The 20,006-nt window shown below is 72.1% G+C and carries 14 protein-coding genes and 1 tRNA gene; 12 read left to right on the top strand and 3 right to left on the bottom strand.

Features of this window, described 5'->3' with window-relative positions:
- Positions 1-31: 31 nt before the first annotated feature.
- The 6 genes from ACA089_RS06790 (at position 32) to ACA089_RS06765 (ending at position 12,958) form a co-directional block, all read left to right on the top strand.
- A complete protein-coding gene (locus ACA089_RS06790; RefSeq protein ID WP_372014858.1) occupies positions 32-2,251 on the top strand; it encodes a WD40/YVTN/BNR-like repeat-containing protein in 2,220 nt (739 codons plus the stop codon).
- Positions 2,248-4,194 carry a sialate O-acetylesterase gene (locus tag ACA089_RS06785; RefSeq protein WP_372014855.1) on the top strand — a complete coding sequence of 649 codons (1,947 nt, stop codon included), beginning with the start codon at positions 2,248-2,250 and terminating at the stop codon, positions 4,192-4,194. Before ACA089_RS06790 ends, ACA089_RS06785 begins: the two co-directional genes overlap by 4 nt.
- 34 nt (positions 4,195-4,228) lie before the next feature.
- Entirely contained in the window at positions 4,229-5,920 is a 1,692-nt protein-coding gene (locus tag ACA089_RS06780) for a GH35 family beta-galactosidase (RefSeq protein ID WP_372014852.1), read from the top strand.
- Between the two features lie 43 nt (positions 5,921-5,963).
- Complete coding sequence (locus tag ACA089_RS06775; protein WP_372014850.1) at positions 5,964-8,810, top strand: TIM-barrel domain-containing protein; 2,847 nt, start codon at positions 5,964-5,966, stop codon at positions 8,808-8,810.
- Positions 8,807-11,227, top strand: coding sequence for a glycosyl hydrolase family 95 catalytic domain-containing protein (locus tag ACA089_RS06770; RefSeq protein ID WP_459077392.1), 2,421 nt, complete (start codon positions 8,807-8,809; stop codon positions 11,225-11,227). Before ACA089_RS06775 ends, ACA089_RS06770 begins: the two co-directional genes overlap by 4 nt.
- Before the next feature lie 300 nt (positions 11,228-11,527).
- Entirely contained in the window at positions 11,528-12,958 is a 1,431-nt protein-coding gene (locus tag ACA089_RS06765) for a sugar porter family MFS transporter (protein ID WP_372014845.1), read from the top strand.
- A 114-nt stretch (positions 12,959-13,072) separates the two neighbouring features.
- Here ACA089_RS06765 and ACA089_RS06760 read toward each other — a convergent pair.
- Positions 13,073-13,147 (bottom strand) — tRNA-Glu (locus ACA089_RS06760).
- 87 nt (positions 13,148-13,234) lie between these two features.
- Between ACA089_RS06760 and pcnB the strand changes: the two genes are divergently transcribed.
- The 6 genes from pcnB (at position 13,235) to pgi (ending at position 18,826) form a co-directional block, all read left to right on the top strand.
- Complete coding sequence (pcnB, locus tag ACA089_RS06755; RefSeq protein ID WP_372017690.1) at positions 13,235-14,572, top strand: polynucleotide adenylyltransferase PcnB; 1,338 nt, start codon at positions 13,235-13,237, stop codon at positions 14,570-14,572.
- Positions 14,569-15,081: a 2-amino-4-hydroxy-6-hydroxymethyldihydropteridine diphosphokinase gene (folK, locus tag ACA089_RS06750; protein WP_372014843.1), complete on the top strand. Its 513-nt coding sequence runs from the start codon at positions 14,569-14,571 to the stop codon at positions 15,079-15,081. Before pcnB ends, folK begins: the two co-directional genes overlap by 4 nt.
- 71 nt (positions 15,082-15,152) lie before the next feature.
- Positions 15,153-15,968, top strand: a complete 816-nt coding sequence (panB, locus tag ACA089_RS06745; RefSeq protein ID WP_372014840.1) for a 3-methyl-2-oxobutanoate hydroxymethyltransferase — start codon at positions 15,153-15,155, stop codon at positions 15,966-15,968.
- 22 nt (positions 15,969-15,990) lie between these two features.
- Positions 15,991-16,833 (top strand): pantoate--beta-alanine ligase, encoded by an 843-nt coding sequence (gene panC, locus ACA089_RS06740; protein ID WP_372014837.1) that lies wholly within the window; start codon positions 15,991-15,993, stop codon positions 16,831-16,833.
- A 98-nt stretch (positions 16,834-16,931) separates the two neighbouring features.
- Positions 16,932-17,312, top strand: a complete 381-nt coding sequence (panD, locus tag ACA089_RS06735) for an aspartate 1-decarboxylase (protein ID WP_372014834.1) — start codon at positions 16,932-16,934, stop codon at positions 17,310-17,312.
- A complete protein-coding gene (pgi, locus tag ACA089_RS06730; protein ID WP_372014832.1) occupies positions 17,312-18,826 on the top strand; it encodes a glucose-6-phosphate isomerase in 1,515 nt (504 codons plus the stop codon). Before panD ends, pgi begins: the two co-directional genes overlap by 1 nt.
- A 7-nt stretch (positions 18,827-18,833) precedes the next feature.
- Here the strand turns inward: pgi and ACA089_RS06725 are convergent, their stop codons facing one another.
- Both ACA089_RS06725 and ACA089_RS06720 read right to left on the bottom strand, forming a co-directional pair.
- Positions 18,834-19,106 (bottom strand): hypothetical protein, encoded by a 273-nt coding sequence (locus ACA089_RS06725; RefSeq protein ID WP_372014830.1) that lies wholly within the window; start codon positions 19,104-19,106, stop codon positions 18,834-18,836.
- A gap of 20 nt (positions 19,107-19,126) precedes the next feature.
- Positions 19,127-19,927, bottom strand: coding sequence for a carboxylesterase family protein (locus ACA089_RS06720; protein WP_372014827.1), 801 nt, complete (start codon positions 19,925-19,927; stop codon positions 19,127-19,129).
- Positions 19,928-20,006 lie beyond the last annotated feature (79 nt).

Below are 20,006 nucleotides of genomic sequence, written 5' to 3'. Positions count from 1 at the left end.
CATCGGCTCTCCCTCCAAACGAGAGAACCCGATGCACCCGCTTCGCCAGGCGTTCGTTCCCCTCGCTCTCCTCCTGCTGGCGGTCGTGCCCGGCCTCGCCGGGGCCGCGGCAGGCGCCACGCCGTACCGCTGGCAGAACGTCGCCATCGGCGGCGGCGGCTTCGTCACCGGCCTGTCGTTCCACCCTGCCGAGCGCGGCCTGGCCTACGCGCGCACCGACGTCGGCGGTGCCTATCGCTGGGATGCGCCGGCGCGGCGCTGGATCCCGCTGACCGACTGGATCGGCCACGACGATGCCAACCTGACCGGCATCGAAAGCCTGGCGCTCGACCCGTCCGATCCGCAGCGCGTCTACCTGGCCGCCGGCACCTACACCCACGAGCGCGCGGGCAACGGCGCGATCCTGCGTTCGAGCGACCGGGGCGCCACGTTCCAGCGCAGCGACCTGCCGTTCAAGCTCGGCGGCAACGAGCTGGCCCGCGGCAACGGCGAGCGCCTGGCGGTGGATCCCAACGACGGCCGCGTGCTGTTCCTGGGCTCGCGCGCGCACGGGCTCTGGCGCAGCGGCGACCACGGCGCGCGCTGGACCCGCGTGGACGCCTTTCCCGCGCTGGCCACCGCCGAGTCGGCCACCGCCAGCAACTGGCGCAAGCAGTCGATCGGCATCGTCTTCGTCACCTTTGATCCGGCCAGCGGCACGCCCGGCGCGCCGACCCCGGTGGTGTATGCCGGCGTGTCCAGCCGCGAGGGCGGGCTGTTCCGCTCCAGCGACGCGGGCCGGACCTGGCAGGCGGTGCCGGGGCAGCCGACCGGGCTGCGGCCCAACCACATGGTCCGCGACGCACGCGGCGATTTCCTGCTCAGCTACGGCGACGAGCCCGGCCCCGACCGCATGAACGACGGGGCGGTCTGGCGCTACGCCCCGGCCAGCGGCACGTGGACCGAGATCACGCCGGCGCCGCAGTCCACCGACCTGGAAGGCGACGGCTTCGGCTGGGGCGCGGTGGCGGTGGATGCATCCAACCCCGACGTGATCGTGGCGACCACCTTCGCCCGCTGGGCGCCGCGCGACGAGGTGTACCGCAGCACCGACGGCGGCCGCAGCTGGACACCCGTGTTCGCCTCGTCCGAGTTCGACCATTCCGCGTCGCCGTGGACGGCGCAGGCCAAGCCGCACTGGATGGCCGACATCGAGATCGACCCGCACAACCCGGGCCGGGTGCTGTTCGTCACCGGCTACGGCGTGTGGGCCTCGCGCGACATGACCGCGCTCGACCGCGGCGGCACCGTGCACTGGATCTTCGACGACGCCGGGCTCGACGAGACCGTGCCGCTGGACCTGCTGAGCCCGCCGCAGGGCGCGCCGCTGGTCAGCGGGCTGGGCGACATCGACGGCTTCCGCCATGACGACCTGCAGCGCACGACCACGCAGTTCGCCAGGCCGCCGCGCTACAGCAACACCGAAAGCCTGGACTACGCCGGCCGGAATCCCCTGCTACTGGTCCGCGCCGGGCACCTGCACGACCCCGATCCGGCGGTGGTGCGCGCGGCGTGGTCGGAAGACGGCGGCAGCAGCTGGACCGCGTTCGTGCGCGAGCCGCCGGCGACCGAAGGCGAGGGCCGGGCCAGCATCGCGGTGTCCGCCGACGGCAGCCGGGTGATCTGGCAGGCGCGCGGCGCGCCTCACTGGATCACCGACAACCGCGGCGGCCGCTGGCAGAAGGTGCGCGGCCTGCCGACCGGCGCGGTGGTCGCCGCCGACCGGGTGGAGCCGTCGCTGTGGTATGGCTTCGAGCCCGCCACCGGCCGGCTGTTCGTCAGCGGCGACGGCGGCGTGCAGTTCAACGCGATCGACACCGGCGTGGGCGAGGTGGGCGACTGGTTCCGGGGCGAACTGCTGCCGGCACCGCACCGCAGCGGCCTGGCCTACTTCGCCGCATCGTGGAAGGGCCTGATGCGCTGGGGCGACGGCAGGCTCGTGCGCCTGCCCGGCGTGGAGAACGCGGTGGCCGCCGGGCTCGGCGCCGCCCGGCCGGGAAGCGATACCCCGACGCTGTTCGTGTTCGGCCAGGTCGCCGGCGAATTCGGCCTCTACCGCTCCGAGAACGAGGGCAGGGACTGGACGCGGATCGACGATGCCCGGCACCGTTTCGGCAGCGTGCGCATGCTGACCGGCGACGCACGCGTATTCGGCCGCGTGTACCTGGCGACCGGCGGTCGCGGCATCATCTACGGAGAACCCCGGCCATGAAGCACAGGATCCTCGCCGCCACCTTCGCCTGCCTCGCGCTCGCATGGCCGGCGCTGGCGCTTGCGGCCGGCACGAAGCTGGAGCTGCCGCTGCTGTTCTCCGACGGCGCGGTCCTGCAGCGCGACCGGCCGCTGCCGGTCTGGGGCCAGGCGGCGCCCGGCGCGAAGGTGCAGGTCGAGCTCGACGGCCACCGCGCGCAGGCGGTCGCCGGGGACGACGGTCGCTGGTCGGTGCGGTTGCCCGCGCACGCCGCCGGCGGGCCCTACACCCTGGTGGTGCGCGCCGGCACGGAGGAGAAACGCATCGGCGACGTGCTGGTCGGCGAGGTCTGGCTCGCGTCGGGCCAATCCAACATGGAATGGCCGGTGGCCACGACGCTGCACGCGAAGGAAGACATCGCCGCTGCCGGCGACACCGCGTTGCGCCATTTCAAGGTGCCCAAGTCGTGGGCGGCGACGCCGCAGGCGCAGCTGGCCGGCGGCCAGTGGAGGATGGCCACGCCGCAGACCGTCGGCGAATTCTCCGCGGTTGCCTACGCCTTCGCGCGCGAGCTGCGCCAGGTGCTCGGGGTGCCGGTGGGCATCATCGACAGCACCTGGGGCGGCAGTTCGATCGAGGCCTGGATGGACGCCTCGATGCTGGGCCTGGATGCGGACGCGCTGGAGCAGAAGATGGCCGCGCGCCGCGCCGCCGACGAACGGGTCGAGTCCGCCACCCGCGCGCGCCTGGCGGCCTGGCCCGAGGTCGACCCGGCGTCCGACGCATTCGCGTCCGCGCAGCTGGACGACGGCACCTGGGCGCCGATCGCCGTGCCGTCGCTGTGGGAGGCGCAGGGCTACGCCGGCATGAACGGCGTGGCCTGGTACCGCACCCGCTTCGAGCTCAGCGCGCGCGAGGCCGCCGCCGGGATCACCCTGGGGCTGGGCCAGATCGACGACAGCGACACGGCCTGGGTCAATGGCAGGCGCGTCGGCGCCACCGCCAACGCCTACAACGTGCCGCGGGTGTACGCGGTACCGGCGTCGATGCTGCGCGCCGGGCTCAACACGGTGGCGGTGCGGGTCGAGGATTCGGGCGGCGGCGGCGGCATCGCCGGCATGCCCGCCGAGATCTTCGTCGAACCGGCCGGCGCGCCGCGGCGGACGCTGGCGGGCGACTGGCGCTTCCGCACCGCCGCGGTGACGGTCTCCACCGCCGACGACAAGAACCAGGTCGACACCCTGCTGTACAACGCGATGATCCACCCGCTGCAGCGGTATCCGCTGGCGGGCGTGATCTGGTACCAGGGCGAGACCAATGCCAGCGCGGAAGGCGCCTACCGCTACCGCGATCAGTTCAAGGCCCTGATCGAGGGCTGGCGGGCGCACTGGCAGGCGCCGTCCATGCCGTTCCTGTGGGCGCAGCTGGCGGCGTTCGGCTCCGGTGGCGACCGGCTCGCCGACGGCGTGGTGCTCGACAGCCCCTGGGCCACGCTGCGCGAGTCGCAGTCCGCCGCGCTCGCGCTGCCGGCCACCGGCCAGGCGGTCACGATCGACGTCGGCGACAGCCACGACATCCATCCGCGCGACAAGCGCACCGTTGGCCATCGCCTCGCGCTGGCCGCCCGCCACGTGGCCTACGGCGAGCGGGCGCTGGTCCATGCCGGCCCGGTGTTCCGCTCGGCCGAAGCGGACGGCGCAGGGCTGGTGCTGCGCTTCGACGCGGCGGGCGGCGCGCTGGCGGCACGGGGCGGCGGCGCACCCCGCGGGTTCGAGGTGGCCGGCGCCGACGGGCGCTTCCACCCGGCGCAGGCGCGCATCGCCGGCGACACCGTCGTGCTGCGCAGCGATGCGGTCCCCCGCCCGACGTTGGCGCGCTACGCCTGGAGCGACGACCCGGTCCAGGCCGACCTGGTCGGCGCCGACGGGCTGCCCGCGTCGCCGTTCCGCACGCAGGCATGGTAGGTAATCGCCGATGCCGTCCACACAGGAGACATGCATGAAGGGAACCCCTTGGCGCATCGCCACCGCGGCGATGCTGGCGATGCTGCTCGCCGCCTGCGGCAGCGGTAGCCCGGACGGCGACGCCACCACGGCCGACGGCGGTCCGGCGAAGCGGGCCGGCACCGCCGCCGCCGCGGAGGCCGCCGCTGAAGCGCCGCTGCCGCAGATCGTGACTCGCGACGGCCGCCACGCGCTGCTGGTGGATGGCGAGCCGTTCCTGGTGCTCGGCGCGCAGGTCAACAATTCGAGCAACTGGCCGGCGGCGCTGGAGGACGTGTGGCCGGCGATCGAGGTGCTCAAGCCGAACACGGTGATGGTCCCGGTCGCCTGGGAGCAGGTCGAGGCCGAGGAGGGCAAGTTCGACTTCTCGTTCGTCGACGAACTGCTCAGGCAGGCGCGCGAGCACGACCAGCGCCTGGTCCTGCTGTGGTTCGCCACCTGGAAGAACAACGGCCCGAACTACGCGCCGAAGTGGGTGAAGCTGGACAACGAGCGCTTCCCGCGCGTGGTCACCGCCGACGGGCGCACGCTCAATTCGCTGTCGCCGCATGCCCAGGCCACGCTGGACGCCGACCGCAAGGCCTTCGTCGAGCTGATGAAGCACCTGAAGACGGTCGATCCGCAGCGCACCGTGATCATGGTCCAGCCGCAGAACGAGCCCGGCACCTACGGCAGCGTGCGCGATTTCTCGGCACTGGCGCAGAAGGTGTTCGACGGCCCGGTCCCGGATGCGCTGGTGCAGAAGCTGGGCAAGCCGCCCGGCACCTGGCGCGAGGTGTTCGGCCCCGACGCCGACGAGTTCTTCCACGCCTGGCACATCGCGCACTTCATCGACCAGGTCGCCGCGGCGGGCAAGGAGGCCTATCCGCTGCCGATGTACATCAACGCCGCGCTGCGCGGACCGTTCAACCCGGGTCAGCCGGGCCAGTACGCCAGCGGCGGGCCGACCGACAACGTGCTCGACGTGTACAAGGCCGCCGCGCCGCACATCGACCTGCTCGCGCCCGACATCTACATGCCCGAGTACACCCACTACACCACGGTGCTGGACCGCTACTCGCGGCCCGACAACCCGCTGTTCGTGGCCGAGACCGGGAACCGGCCCGAGTACGCGCGCTATGCGTTCTCCGCGCTGGGCGAGCAGGCGATCGGCTGGTCGCCGTTCGGGATCGACTACTCGCGCTACTCCAACTACCCGCTGGGCGCCAAGCACGTCAACGAGGAGACGCTGGAGTCGTTCGCGCTGAACTACCGCATCCTCGCGCCGGCGGCCCGGGCCATCGCCAAGGCCAGCTTCGAGGGCAAGGTGCGCGGCACGGCCGAGCAGCCGGGGCAGGCGGTGCAGACGCTGAAGATCGACGACCGCTGGAACATGGTGGTGACCTACGGCGTGCCGCAGTTCTGGTTCCAGGGCGAGCCGCCGGGCAACCCCGAGCCGATCGGCCGGGCGCTGGTGGCGCAGCTGGGTCCGGACGAGTTCCTGGTCACCGGCGCGCATGCGCGGATCAACATCACCGCGGCCGATCCGGCCGTGGCCGACCGCCAGATCTACGAGTACGTGGACGAGGGCACCTACCGGGATGGCCAGTGGGTGTTCCGCCGCCGCTGGAATGGCGACCAGACCGACTACGGCCTGAATTTCGCCAGCGCCCCGCAGCTGCTGCGGGTGAAGCTGGCGACCTATTGATCGACGACAGGGTGCCCGCGGGCGCCGCAAGGGAGGAAACGCGATGAGGGTACAGATGAAGCCGGCCAGGCTGGCGGTCATGGTGGCGGCGCTGCTGCCGGTGGTGGCGACGGCGCAGACGGTCGAGCGCCAGCCCGACGGCGTGATCGTGCGTCCGGCCGACGCGAAGGCGGCCGACGTGCGCCTGCAGCTGGTCGGCGACCGCATCGTGCGGGTCAGCGCCGACCGCGACGGCGATTTCCAGCGCAGCCGCAGCCTGATGCGGGTGCCGGTGGCCGGCGCGCCGGAGTTCGAGGTCAGCCAGACCGCCGATGCGGTCCGGCTGAGCGCGGCCGGGATCGCCGCGGAAGTGGCGCTGGCCGATGGCCGCGTCAGCTTCTTCGACGGCGAAGGCAAGCCGCTCGTCCAGGAGGTGGCCGGCGGCCGCAGCTTCACTCCCTTCGAGGCCGAGGGCCGCGCGCTGGAGAGCGTGCGCCAGCGCTTCGTCTCGCCCGACGACGAGTCCTTCTACGGCACCGGCCTGCACCAGCAGGGCTGGATGGACCTGAAGGGCCGCGACGTGGAGCTGCTCCAGCACAACATCGACAACGCGATCCCGTTCGTGCAGTCGTCCCGCCGCTACGGCATCCTCTGGGACAACAACTCGATCACCCGCTACGGCGACCCGCGCGGACTGCGCCCGCTCGGCGAGACGCTGGTGCTGCGCGACGCCAAGGGCAAGCCCGGCGCGCTGACCGCGCGCTACTCCATCAACGGCAAGGAGAAGGTGGTCCGGCGCGAGGAGCAGATCAACTACCAGTACATCAAGGACCTCAAGAACCTGCCCAAGGCGGGCTGGAACACCGCCCAGGGCGGCCGCACCCAGGTGGTGTGGGAGGGCACGGTCGAGGCGAAGACCGCGGGCCGCCACACCTTCTCGCTGTACAACAGCGAATACGCCAAGGTCTTCGTCGACGGCAAGCCGGTCATGGACCGCTGGCGCCAGAACTGGAACCCGTGGCACCACGAGTTCGCGCTCGAGATGGAGGCCGGCAGGCAGCACGACATCCGGGTCGAGTGGGACGCGATCGACCCGTCGTACATCGCCCTGCTGCACCGCGACCCGCTGCCGGCCGCCGAGGCCAGCGACCTGTCGATCTGGTCCGAGGCCGGTCAGATGATCGACTACTACGTGGTCGCCGGCGACAACGGCGACGAGCTGATCGCCGGCTACCGCCAGCTGACCGGCAAGGCCGTGATGCTGCCGAAGTGGTCGTACGGCTTCTGGCAGAGCCGCGAGCGCTACAAGACCCAGTCCGAGCTGACCGGTGCGCTGGACGAGTACCGCCGCCGCAAGCTGCCGATCGACGCCATCGTCCTCGACTGGTCCTACTGGCCGGAGAACGCGTGGGGTTCGCACGACTTCGACCCGCACAACTTCCCCGACCCGGACGGGATGGTGAAGCACGTTCACGGGCAGAACGCGCAGATCATGATCTCGGTCTGGCCGAAGTTCTACCCGACCACCGCCCATTACAAGGAGCTGGACGCGGCCGGGCACATGTACCAGCGCAACGTCGAGGTCGGCGAGCTGGACTGGATCGGCAAGGGTTACCTGAACTCGTTCTACGACCCGTACTCGAAGGAGGCGCAGGACATCTTCTGGCGCCAGGTCAACGAGAAGCTCAACAGCAAGGGCTTCGACGCCTGGTGGCTCGATGCGTCCGAGCCGGACCTGCACAGCAACATCGACATCGGCGAGCGCAAGGCGCGCACGACCCCGACTGCGTTCGGCCCCTCGATCGAGTACTTCAACTCCTATCCGCTGGTCCATTCGGAAGGCGTGTACCGCGGTTCGCGCGAGGTCGACCCGGACAAGCGGGTGTTCATCCTGTCGCGCGCGTTCTTCGCCGGCCAGCAGCGCGCGGCCGCGGCCTTCTGGAGCGGCGACATCGTGCCGCGCTGGGACGACATGCGCGAACAGATATCCGGCCTGGTCAACGCCTCGATGGCCGGCGCGCCCAACGTCAGCTTCGACATCGGCGGCTTCTCGCCGGAGAAGCGCTACGAGTCCAAGGACCCCGCGCACCTCGCGGAATGGCGCGAGCTCAACCTGCGCTGGTTCCAGTACGGCGCGTTCGTGCCGGTGTTCCGCTTGCACGGCCAGTTCCCCTACCGCGAGATCTGGGAGATCGCCCCGGAAGGCACGCCGCACTACGACAGCTTCGTCCATTACCTGAAGCTGCGCTACTCGATGCTGCCCTACATCTACACGCTGGCGGCCGACACCTGGCACAAGGACGGCACGATCCTGCGCACGATGTCGATGGATTTCCCGGATGACCTGAAGGCGCGCGGCGTCGCCGACCAGTACCTGTTCGGCCCCGCCTTCCTGGTCGCGCCGGTGGCCTCGTTCAAGGCGACCAGCCGCCCGGTGTACCTGCCGGCCGGCAGCAGCTGGATCGACTTCGAGACCGGCACGCGCCACCAGGGCGGGCAGACCATCGAGGCCGCCGCGCCGCTGCAGCGCATGCCGCTGTTCGTGCGCGCCGGTTCGATCGTGCCGCGCACCGTGGTCCAGCAGTACGTGGACGAGCAGCCCGGCGCGCCGCTGACCATCGACGTCTACACCGGTGCCGACGGCAGCTTCTCGCTGTACGAGGACCAGGGCCGCAGCTACGGCTACGAGCGCGGCGAGTTCAGCCGCATCCCGCTGGCCTGGAACGAGAAGACCGGCGAGCTGTCCATCGGCGCGCGCCAGGGCCGCTACCCGGGCATGCAGGACCAGCGCGAGATCCGGGTGCGCTGGATCGACGGCCCGCGCGACGACGCCGGCGCGGTCGAGCCGAAGGCCGACCGCACCGTCCGCTACACCGGCCAGGCGGTGACGGTCCGCCGTCCGCGGGGTTGAGCCGGGTGGACCTGACCCGGCGCGAACTGCTGAAGGCGACGGCGGCCGTGGCCGCCGTCGGCACCGGGGCACTGGCGGGAGCGCCGGCCGCCGGGGCCGCGCCCACCGGCACGCCCGCACGCGCACGCGCGGCCTCGGCCGCGCCGGCGGTGCCGCCCGAGCCGCTGCGGCTCTGGTACCGGCGCCCGGCCACGCAATGGGTCGAGGCGCTGCCGCTCGGCAACGGGCGGCTGGGCGCGATGGTCTGGGGGGGCGGCAAGTACGAACGGCTGCAGCTCAACGAGGACACGCTGTACGCGGGCGGGCCGTACGACCCGACCCCGCCGGACGCGCTGGCCGCGTTGCCGGAGGTGCGGCGGCTGCTGTTCGCCGGCCGCTACGCGGAGGCGGAGAAGCTGGCCAACGCGACCATGATGGGCCGGCCGAAGAAGCAGATGCCGTACCAGCCGCTGGGCGACCTGCAGCTGGATTTCCTCGAGGTGTCCGACGTCAACGGCTACCGGCGCGAGCTGGACCTGGACCGGGCGCTGGCGACCAGCACATTCGAGGCACGCGGCCTGCAGCACACCCGCGAGGTGTTCGTCTCGCCGGTGGACCAGTGCGTGGCGGTGCGCCTGTCGGGCGACAAGGCGCGGCGCATCGGGCTGCGCATCGGCCTGGCCAGCGACCACGTGGACACCTCGGTGAGCGCCGTGGGGGACGATGGCCTGCTGCTGGTCGGGAGAAATGGCGACGCATTCGGGATCGACGGGCGGCTGCGCTTCGCCATGCGCCTGCGCGTGCTGCCCACAGGAGGCACCCTGCGCCGGATCGGCGACCGCATCGAGGTGGCCAAGGCCGACGAGGTCGTGCTGCTGCTGACCGGCGCGACCAGCTTCCGTCGCTTCGACGACGTCGGCGGCGACCCGGAGGCGATCACCGCCGCGCAGCTCGACGCGGCCTCGCGCAGGTCGTGGCAGCAGCTGCTCGACGCGCACGTGGCCGAGCACCGCCGGCTGTTCCAGCGGGTGGCGATCGACCTCGGCCGCACGCCGGCCGCGGTCGCGGCGTTGCCGACCGACGAGCGCGTGGCCCGCTTCGCCGAGGGCGGCGATCCCGCGCTGGCGGCGCTGTACCACCAGTTCGGCCGCTACCTGCTGGTCTGCAGTTCGCGGCCCGGCACCCAGCCGGCCAACCTGCAGGGCATCTGGAACGACCTGCTGTCCCCGCCGTGGGAGAGCAAGTACACGATCAACATCAACACCGAGATGAACTACTGGCCGGCCGAGGCCAACGCGCTGGGCGAATGCGTCGAGCCGCTGGAACGGATGGTCGCCGAGCTGGCCGAGGCCGGCGCGGACACCGCGCGGCGGATGTACGGCGCACCCGGCTGGGTCGTGCACCACAACACCGACCTGTGGCGGCGCAGCGCGCCGATCGACGGCGCCGAGTGGGGGCTGTGGCCGACCGGCGGGGCGTGGCTGCTGCAGCACCTGTGGGACCGCTGGGACTACGGCCGCGATCCGGCCTGGCTGCGCAAGGTGTGGCCGCTGTTCCGCGGCGCGGCCGAGTTCTTCGCCGCCACCCTGGTCGAGGACCCCAACACCGGGGCGATGGTCACCGCACCGTCGATCTCGCCGGAGAACGAACACCCGTTCGGAGCCTCGCTCTGCGCCGGCCCGTCGATGGACGCGCAGCTGCTGCGCGACCTGTTCGGCCAGTGCATCGAGATCGCCGGCCTGCTCGGGGTCGACGATGAGCTGGCCCGGCGCCTGGCCGCGCTGCGCGGGCGGCTGCCTCCGCACCGCGTCGGCAGGGCCGGGCAGTTGCAGGAGTGGCAGCAGGACTGGGACATGGACGTGCCGGAGATCGACCACCGCCACGTGTCGCACCTGTACGCGCTGCATCCGTCCAGCCAGATCAACATCCGCGACACGCCCGACCTGGCGGCCGCGGCGCGGCGCTCGCTGGAGATCCGCGGCGACGAGGCCACCGGCTGGGGCATCGGCTGGCGCCTGAACCTGTGGGCGCGGCTGGGCGACGGCGAGCATGCGCACAAGGTCCTGGCCATGCTGCTCAGCCCGTCGCGGACCTACCCGAACCTGTTCGACGCGCATCCGCCGTTCCAGATCGACGGCAACTTCGGCGGCACCTCCGGCATTACCGAGATGCTGCTGCAGAGCTGGGGCGGCTCGGTGTTCCTGTTGCCGGCGCTGCCCGCGGCCTGGCCCAACGGGCGGGTGCAGGGCTTGCGCGTGCGCGGCGCGGCCGGGGTGGACCTGGCGTGGGCCGGCGGCCAGTTGCACCAGGCCCGGATCGCGAGCGACCGCGGCGGGCGTTACCGGCTGGAGTACCGCGGCCGGGTGGCGGAGCTGGAGCTGGCGGCCGGCGAAGCGGCGAACGTGGCGTGGACGGGCGGGCGGCTCGTGCGGGCCTGATGGCCCGCGGCTCCATGCGTGGGAGTACTGCACGGCGGGCGCCGACCGGGTCGGGACGGGGTGCGCGCGGGGCTGACGACAGCGCTGCCATTGCGGGTAAGCTTGGCCCCGGCCGGTGATCCGGTGCTGTCCGCCGCAGCGGCGCGACAGGGATGGCGGTAGGGGGTCCGTGAGGGCGGACCCGTGTTGGCAGGCGGACCGCGGCGCGGTCCGTGCGGGGAGCGGACCGCCTGGGCGGTCCGTGGGGGAGGGCGCACCGGCGTGCCGGTGCGGAAGACCAATACGACGACAAGGGTTGAAATGAGCAGTCCATCCATCGCCGGCCAGTCGGCCGCGCAAAGCGGGGAGAACACCCCCTTCATCATCCTCATCAGCTGCGTGGCCACGATCGGCGGCTTCCTGTTCGGCTTCGACAGCGGCGTGATCAACGGCACCGTCGACGGCCTGCAGCAGGCGTTCGGCTCGAGCAAGGCCGCGCTCGGCTTCGAGGTCGCCTCGATGCTGCTGGGCTGCGCGATCGGCGCGTTCTTCGCCGGCCGCCTCGCCGACCGCTGGGGCCGGCGCACCGTGCTGATCATCTCGGCGGTGCTGTTCCTGCTGTCCGCGATCGGCTCCGGCGCGGCGGTCAATTCGCTGATGTTCGTCGTCGCGCGCGTGCTCGGCGGCTTCGCCGTCGGCGCGGCCAGCGTGATGTCGCCGGCCTATATCGCCGAGGTGGCGCCGGCACGCTACCGCGGCCGCCTGGCCACGGTGCAGCAGATCGCGATCATCTCCGGCCTGTTCGCCGCGTTCCTCAGCAACTACCTGCTGGCCAAGGCCGCGGGGGCCTCGACCGAAGCGCTCTGGGGCGGCCACGCCGCCTGGCGCTGGATGTTCTGGATGATGGCGATCCCGTCGGCGCTGTTCTTCGTGCTGCTGCTGGTGATCCCGGAAAGCCCGCGCTACCTGGTCGTGAAGCGGCGCAAGGACGAGGCGCTGAAGGTGCTGACCCGCCTGCTCGGCCCCGCCGAGGCGCAGGCCAAGCTGGCCGAGATCGATTCGTCGCTGTCGGAAGACCATCACCGCCCGCAGCTGTCGGACCTGGTCAACAAGGCCACCGGCAAGATCCGCCCGATCGTCTGGGTCGGCATCGGCCTGGCCACCTTCCAGCAGCTGGTCGGCATCAACGTGGTGTTCTATTACGGCGCGGTGCTGTGGCAGGCGGTGGGCTTCTCCGAGTCCGACGCGCTGCTGATCAACGTGCTGTCCGGCGCGCTGAGCATCGGCGCCTGCATCGTGACCGTGCTGCTGATCGACAAGGTCGGGCGCAAGCCGCTGCTGTGGCTGGGTTCGGTCGGCATGGCGGTGACCCTGGCGCTGGTGGTGTGGGCCTTCTCCAGCGGTTCGCTGGTCGACGGCCACCTGCAGCTGCCGGAGGGCATGGGCACCCTGGCGCTGGTGGCGGCCAATGCCTACGTGGTGTTCTTCAACATCTCCTGGGGCCCGGTGATGTGGGTCATGCTCGGCGAGATGTTCCCGAACCAGATCCGCGGCTCGGCGCTGGCGGTGGCCGGTGCGGCGCAGTGGACCTCGAACTTCGCCATCACCATGACCTTCCCGATCCTGCTGGCCGGCATCGGCCTGGCGGCGACCTACAGCATCTACATGGTCGCGGCGTTCCTGTCGGTGTTCTTCGTGCTGCGCTACGTGCACGAGACCAAGGGCAAGGAGCTGGAGCAGATGGAGGGCTGAGCCCTCCGGCGGCCGGCCAGGCCCTGCCTGGCCGGCCCCGGCCCCGACCGGGCCGGGCCGGAAACGAAAAAGCCCCGCGATGCGGGGCTTTTTCATGTGCTCCAGCCGGCGGGATGGCGCTCCCTAGGGGACTCGAACCCCTGTTTTAGCCTTGAGAGGGCCACGTCCTAACCACTAGACGAAGGGAGCGTTGAGGTGTCGCCGGCGAAGGCGCGCTAGTATATTCACGCGCCCGCCGGACGGCAATCGGTCCGGCACGTTCCCGTTCACGGAAGCATACCCATCAATCCGCACGCCCTCCCGCAGCCCGTCCTGCGCACCATCCCGCGCGAACAGCACGTCATTTCCCGCCGGGACATCAGCCCCAACGCCCTGCGCGTGCTGTACCGCCTGCGCGAAGGCGGCTTCGGCGCCTACCTGGTCGGCGGCGCCGTGCGCGACCTGCTACTGGGCCTGCACCCCAAGGACTTCGACGTGGCCACCGACGCCACGCCCGAGCAGGTCCGGGCGCTGTTCCGCAACTGCCGCCTGATCGGCCGCCGCTTCCGCCTGGCCCACGTGGTCTACGGCCGGGAGATCATCGAGGTCGCCACCTTCCGCGCCAACAGCGACGACGGCAGCGGCGACCGCGAGGTCGAGGACGGCCGGCTGGTCCGCGACAACGTCTACGGCACCATCGAGGACGACGCGGTCCGCCGCGACTTCACCTGCAACGCCCTGTACTACGCGATCGAGGATTTCTCGGTGCGCGACTACGTGGGCGGGTACGAGGACGTGCAGGCGCGGGTGATGCGCCTGATCGGCGACCCGGAGACCCGCTACCGCGAAGACCCGGTGCGCATGCTGCGCGCGGTGCGGCTGGCGGCCAAGCTCGGCTTCGCCATCGAGCCGGGCACCGCCGACCCGATCCCCCGGCTGGCGTCGCTGCTCGGCGAAGCGGCGCCGGCGCGCCTGTTCGAGGAAATGCTCAAGCTGTTCCTGTCCGGGCATGCGGTCGCCAGTTTCGAGGGCCTGGAACGCCATGGCCTGCTCGGCGCGCTGCTGCCGGAAACCGCCGCGGCGCTGCGTTCCAACCGCAGCGGCGCGCTGCGGCGCATGGTCCTGGAGGGCCTGCGCAACACCGACGCGCGGGTGGCCGCCGACGAGCCGGTCTCGCCGGCGTTCCTGTTCGCGCTGCTGCTGTGGCCGGCCTACTGCCGTTCGCTGGCGGGGCTGCAGGCGCAGGGGATGCACGCCGAGGAAGCGCAGCGCCGGGCGGCCGACCGGGTCACCCTGCACCAGGTGCAGACGATCGCGCTGCCCAAGCGCTTCTCGCTGCCGATGCAGGAGATCTGGCTGCTGCAGTCGCGCTTCTCCTCGCGCCAGCGCAAGCGCGTGTTCCGCCTGCTGTCGCACCCGCGCTTCCGCGCGGCGTTCGATTTCCTGGTCCTGCGCCAGACCGCGTCCGATTCGCACGCGGCCGACGTGGAGTTCTGGCGCCAGGCCCAGGACAGTCCCGACGAGGAGCTGTCCGCAAGCCTGGTGGCTGCCAGCGCCGCGGGCGAGGACGACGACGCGCCGGCCCGCCGCCGGCGCCGGCGCCGCCGCCGCGGCGCCGCGCCCGCCGGCGAATGAATCCGGCGGTCCACGCCTGCATCGGCCTGGGCGCGAACCTGGGCCGTCCCGTAGCGGCCCTGCGCGGGGCCGTGGCCGCCCTGGACGGGCTGCCGGACAGCCGCGTGCTGGCGGCTTCGCGCCTCTACCGGACGCCGGCATGGGGGCGGCTGGACCAGCCCGACTTCGTGAACGCCGCGGTGCTGCTGCAGACGCGGCTGGCGCCACAGGCCCTGCTGGCGGCGCTGCTGGGGATCGAGCAGCAGGCCGGTCGCGAGCGCGACCCGGATGCGCGCTGGGGCCCGCGGGTGCTGGACCTGGACCTGCTGCTCTATGGCGGCCAGGTGGTCGACCTGCCGGGACTGCGGGTGCCGCACCCGCACCTGCATGAACGTGCCTTCGCCTTGGTGCCGCTGGCCGAGATCGCGCCGGCCGAGCCGTTCCCCGGCCATGGCACCGTAGCCGAGGCGCTGCGGGCGGTCGATGCCGGGGGCGTCGAAGCGCTGCCCGACGCGGCGGGAACGGACTGATCCGGGCGTCCCGGCCACACCCGTCGCGGGCGCTGGGCGATAATGCCCGGCTCCCCGACCGGACTTCCCCGATGAGCGTGCACGCCGAGCAGAAGCCCTGGACCGTTCCCGCGCTGGCCGAGGCCAAGCGCCAGGGCCGGCGCCTGGCGATGCTCACCGCCTACGACGCCGGCTTCGCCCGGGTCATGGACCGCGCCGGCATCGACCTGGTCCTGGTCGGCGATTCGCTGGGCATGGTGGTGCAGGGCCATGGCTCGACCCTGCCGGTGAGCGTGGCCGACATGGCCTACCACACCGCCGCGGTGGCGCGCGGCCTTTCCCGGGCCCTGCTGGTGGCCGACCTGCCGTTCCAGTCCGACGCCACCCCCGAGCGCGCGCTGGACGCCTCGGTCGCGCTGCTGCAGGCCGGCGCGCAGATGGTCAAGATCGAAGGCGCCGGGCCGAAGCTCGAGGTCGTCCGGTTTCTGGCCGCGCGCGACATCCCGGTCTGCACCCACCTCGGCCTGACCCCGCAGTCGGTGCTCAAGCTGGGCGGCTTCAAGGTCCAGGGCCGCGAGGAAAAGGCCGCCGCCCAGCTGCTGGCCGATGCCCGCGCCGCGGTCGAGGCCGGCGCCAGCCTGCTGGTGCTCGAATGCGTGCCGACGCCGCTGGCGCAGCAGATCACCGCCGCCGTCGCGGTCCCGACCATCGGCATCGGCGCCGGTCCGCACTGCGACGGCCAGGTGCTGGTGCTGCACGACATGCTCGGCCTGGACAGCGGCCACCGGCGGCCGCGCTTCGTGAAGGATTTCCTCTCCGAAGGCGGCTCGGTCGCCGGCGCGTTCCGCGCCTACGCCGACGCGGTCCGCGACGGCCGCTTCCCCGACGCCGACCACGCCTACGCGTGAGCATCCCAGGACTTCCCATCCGATGATCGAAACCATCACCGACCTGGCCGCGCTGCGCGAGCGCGTGCGCGGCTGGAAGCGCGACGGCCTGCGGGTGGGCTTCGTGCCGACCATGGGCAACCTGCACGCCGGGCACTACTCGCTGGTGATGCTCGCCCGCCAGTACGCCGACCGGGTGGTGTCGAGCGTGTTCGTCAATCCGACCCAGTTCGGGCCGAACGAGGACTTCACCCGCTATCCGCGCACGCCCGACGCCGACACCGCCGGCCTGGAAGGCGCCGGTTGCGACGTGCTGTGGCTGCCCACCGTCGAGTCGATGTACCCGTTCGGCGTGGAGCTGGCGTCGCGCATCCACGTGCCGGGGGTGAGCGCCGTGCTCGAGGGCGAATGTCGCCCCGGCCACTTCGACGGCGTGTGCACGGTGGTCAGCCGCCTGTTCAACCAGGTGCTGCCCGACGTGGCTGCGTTCGGCAAGAAGGACTACCAGCAGCTGGCGGTGATCCGGCAGCTGGTCGCCGACCTGCAGTTCCCGATCGAGATCCTCGGCGGCGGCATCGTCCGCGAGGCCGACGGCCTGGCGATGAGTTCCCGCAACCAGTACCTGGGAGCGGACGAGCGTCCGCGTGCGGCGACCATCCACCGCGTGCTGCGCGACATGCGCCAGGCGCACCTGGCCGGCGCCCCGCGCACCGTGGTCGAGGCCCAGGCCTCGGCGCAGCTGCGCGAGGCCGGCTTCGCGGTCGACTACGCGGCGCTGCGCCGCCCCGACCTGGCGGCCCCGCAGGACGGCGAAGCCGGGCCGAAGGTCGCGCTCATCGCCGCGCGCCTGGGCTCGACCCGGTTGATCGACAACCTCGAGTTCTGAGCCATCCGCGCGGCGCGGCATGCGCGCGCGCGGTCCATCGTTTCCAGTGCAACGCCCGCGGCGTTGCTACCATCCACGACCGAGAGCTGGACGTCCCGATGCACCTGACCCTGCTGAAAGCCAAGATCCACCGCGCCACCGTCACCCATTCCGAGCTCAACTACGAGGGCTCGGTGGCGATCGACGGCCTGCTGCTCGATGCCACCGGCATCCGCGAATTCGAGCAGGTGCACGTGTGGGACGTCACCAACGGCAGCCGGTTCACGACCTACGCCATCCGCGCCGACGAAGGCAGCGGGATCATCTCGCTCAACGGCGGCGCCGCGCGCCACGTGCAGGTGGGCGACCTGGTGATCATCGCCGCGTTCGCCTCGATGGACGCGGCCGAGGCGGCGACGTTCAAGCCGGACCTGGTGTACGTCGACGCCGGCAACCGCATCACCCACACCAACCATTCCATCCCCAAGCAGGCCGCCTGATGTCCGCATCCGCTTCCGGTTTCGACGATCTCCAGTCCCACGCCGCGCGCCTGTCCGGCGCCAGCATCGCAGGGCTGCTGAAGGACGAGCCGGGGCGGATCGAAGCGCAGGCCCTGCGGGTCGGGCCGCTGTACGCGACCTTCGCCCGCCAGCGTTACGACGCCAAGGCGTGGGATGCACTGCTGGCGCTGGGCCGGCAGCGTGACCTCGCTGGCGCCTTCCGGCGGCTGTTCGATGGCGGGAAAATCAACGTCACCGAAGGCCGTGCCGTGCTGCACACCGCGCTGCGCGGCGACCTGTCGCCGGCGCCGGCCGCGCGGGAGGCCCATGCCGCCGCGGCGGACGTCCGGATACGCATGCGCGGCCTGGTCGAGGCGCTGGAAGCCGGCGACGTCACCGACATCGTCAGCGTCGGCATCGGCGGCTCGGACCTGGGGCCGCGGCTGGTGGTCGACGCGCTGCGCGGGCCGTTGCCGGGCCGCTTCCGCGTGCACTTCATCTCCAACGTCGATGGCGCCGCCGCGCAACGCGTGCTGGCGCCGCTGGATCCGGAGCGCACCGCCGCGGTCTTCATCTCCAAGACCTTCGGGACCCAGGAAACCCTGCTCAACGGCGCGATCGTGCGCGACTGGCTCGGCGGCAGCGAGCGCATCTACGCGGTCAGCGCAAATCCCGAACGCGCCGCCGCGGCGTTCGACATCGCCGCCGCGCGCGTGCTGCCGATGTGGGACTGGGTCGGCGGCCGCTACTCGCTGTGGTCGGCGGTCGGCTTCCCGATCGCGCTGGCGATCGGCATGGACGGCTTCGAGCGACTGCTCGCCGGTGCCGCGCAGTTCGACACGCACGCGCTGCAGGCGCCGCTGGAGTCCAACCTGGCCGTGCGCCACGGCCTGACCGCGGTGTGGAACCGCAATGCACTGGGCCTGGCCTCGCATGCGGTGATGACCTACGACCAGCGCCTGGCGCTGCTGCCGGCCTACCTGCAGCAGCTGGTGATGGAGTCGCTGGGCAAGCGCGTGCAGCTGGACGGCAGCCCGGTCGCCGGCGACACCGTGCCGGTGTGGTGGGGCGGGGCGGGCACCGACGTGCAGCACAGCTTCTTCCAGGCGCTGCACCAGGGCACCGGGATAGTCCCGGCCGACTTCATCGGCACCGTCCGCAACGACGATCCGTACGCGGCCAACCACGAAGCGCTGATGTCCAACCTGCTGGCGCAGACCGAGGCGCTGGCCAACGGCCAGGCCAGCGACGACCCGCACCGCGCCTATCCGGGCGGGCGGCCCAGCACCACGATCCTGCTCGACGCGCTGACCCCGCAGTCGCTCGGCGCGCTGCTGGCCATGTACGAGCACAGCGTGTACGTGCAGTCGGTGGTGTGGGGCATCAACGCCTTCGACCAGTTCGGCGTGGAACTGGGCAAGCAGGTGGCCAACACCCTGCTGCCGGCGCTGCGCGGCGAGTCGAAGGCGTCCGACCCGGTGACCGCCGCGCTGATCGCCCGGCTGCGCGGCTGAGGCCCGCTCAGCCGCCGTGGCGGCGCGTGTATTCCTCGAGCAGGGCGAGCTGCTCGACCGCCTCCGGATGGCCGGCCGCGGCAGCGGCCCGCACCTGGGCCAGGTCCGGGTGCCGCACCACCAGCATGATGTCCTCGCAGCGCGGGCACAGGTATTCGCTCATGTCCTCGTGCGGCTCCAGCGTCATCCCGCGGCTGTCGCCACGCCATTCGCAGGCGGCGCACTCGACGCTGCGCGTGCGCCAGCCGGGGTGGAAATAGTCTTCGACGAGTTCGGGCATCGCGGCTCTCCGTGCGGGGCTCAGGGCAGGCGCTGGGCGAACAGCCAGGCCCACATCGCCGGGTCGGCGTAGGCCGCATCCCAGGCGTTGTGGTTGCCGTCGGGATACTCGGTGTAGCGGAAATCGGCGCCCGCCGCGCGCGCCGCCGCATGCAGCCGCCGATCGTCGTCCGGGGGCACGAGGTCGTCGCGCGCGCCATGGAACAGCCAGGCCGGCACGTGCCGGAGGCGGGTCGCCAGTGCGGCGTAGGGATCGGCCTCGCCGGCGACGTCGGTCACGAACAGGGTCGGCCGCGCCGGGCGCGGCGGGCGCACGCCGCCGCACACCGGCACCAGCGCGGCGAAGCGGCCGGGGGCGGCCAGCGCCACCTCCCATACCCCGTATCCGCCCATCGACATGCCGGTCGCGTACGTGCGCGACGGATCGCCGCCGAACTCGGCGACGGCGGCGTCGAGCGTGGCCAGGGCCATCCTCGAATTGCCGCCCATCCATTCCTCGTCCTTCGGCGCCTGCGGGAACACCACCAGGGCGGGAAAGTCGCCGGCGCCGGCACGCAAGCGGTTGCCCAGGCCGGCGGTGGTCTGGGCGTGGCCGTCGGAGCCACGCTCGCCGGAGCCGTGCAGGAACAGCACCACCGGCAGCGGACGCGGTTGCGTGGTGGCGGGGACGAACACCGCGTAGCGGAAGCTGCGGCCGTCGTGGACCAGCTCGCGCTGCACGAAGCGCGCGCCGCCGGGCGCGCCGGCCGCGCGCGCGGGCATGCAGGCCTGCAGCATCATTGCCAGGGCCACGAGGACGTACAGCTTAGGGCGGAGGCGCATCGCATCGGCGGAGTCGTTCGGGAACAGGGAGCATAGCCAGGGTGCCCCGGAAGCGGGCCCGGAACGCCGTGCGTGGCGC

Origin of the sequence: Pseudoxanthomonas fibrivorans (assembly GCF_041464125.1) — a bacterium.
In the GTDB taxonomy this organism is placed as follows: domain Bacteria; phylum Pseudomonadota; class Gammaproteobacteria; order Xanthomonadales; family Xanthomonadaceae; genus Pseudoxanthomonas.
The sequence above is the reverse complement of the archived record's forward strand: the minus strand, read 5'-3'. Positions and strand labels throughout refer to the sequence as shown.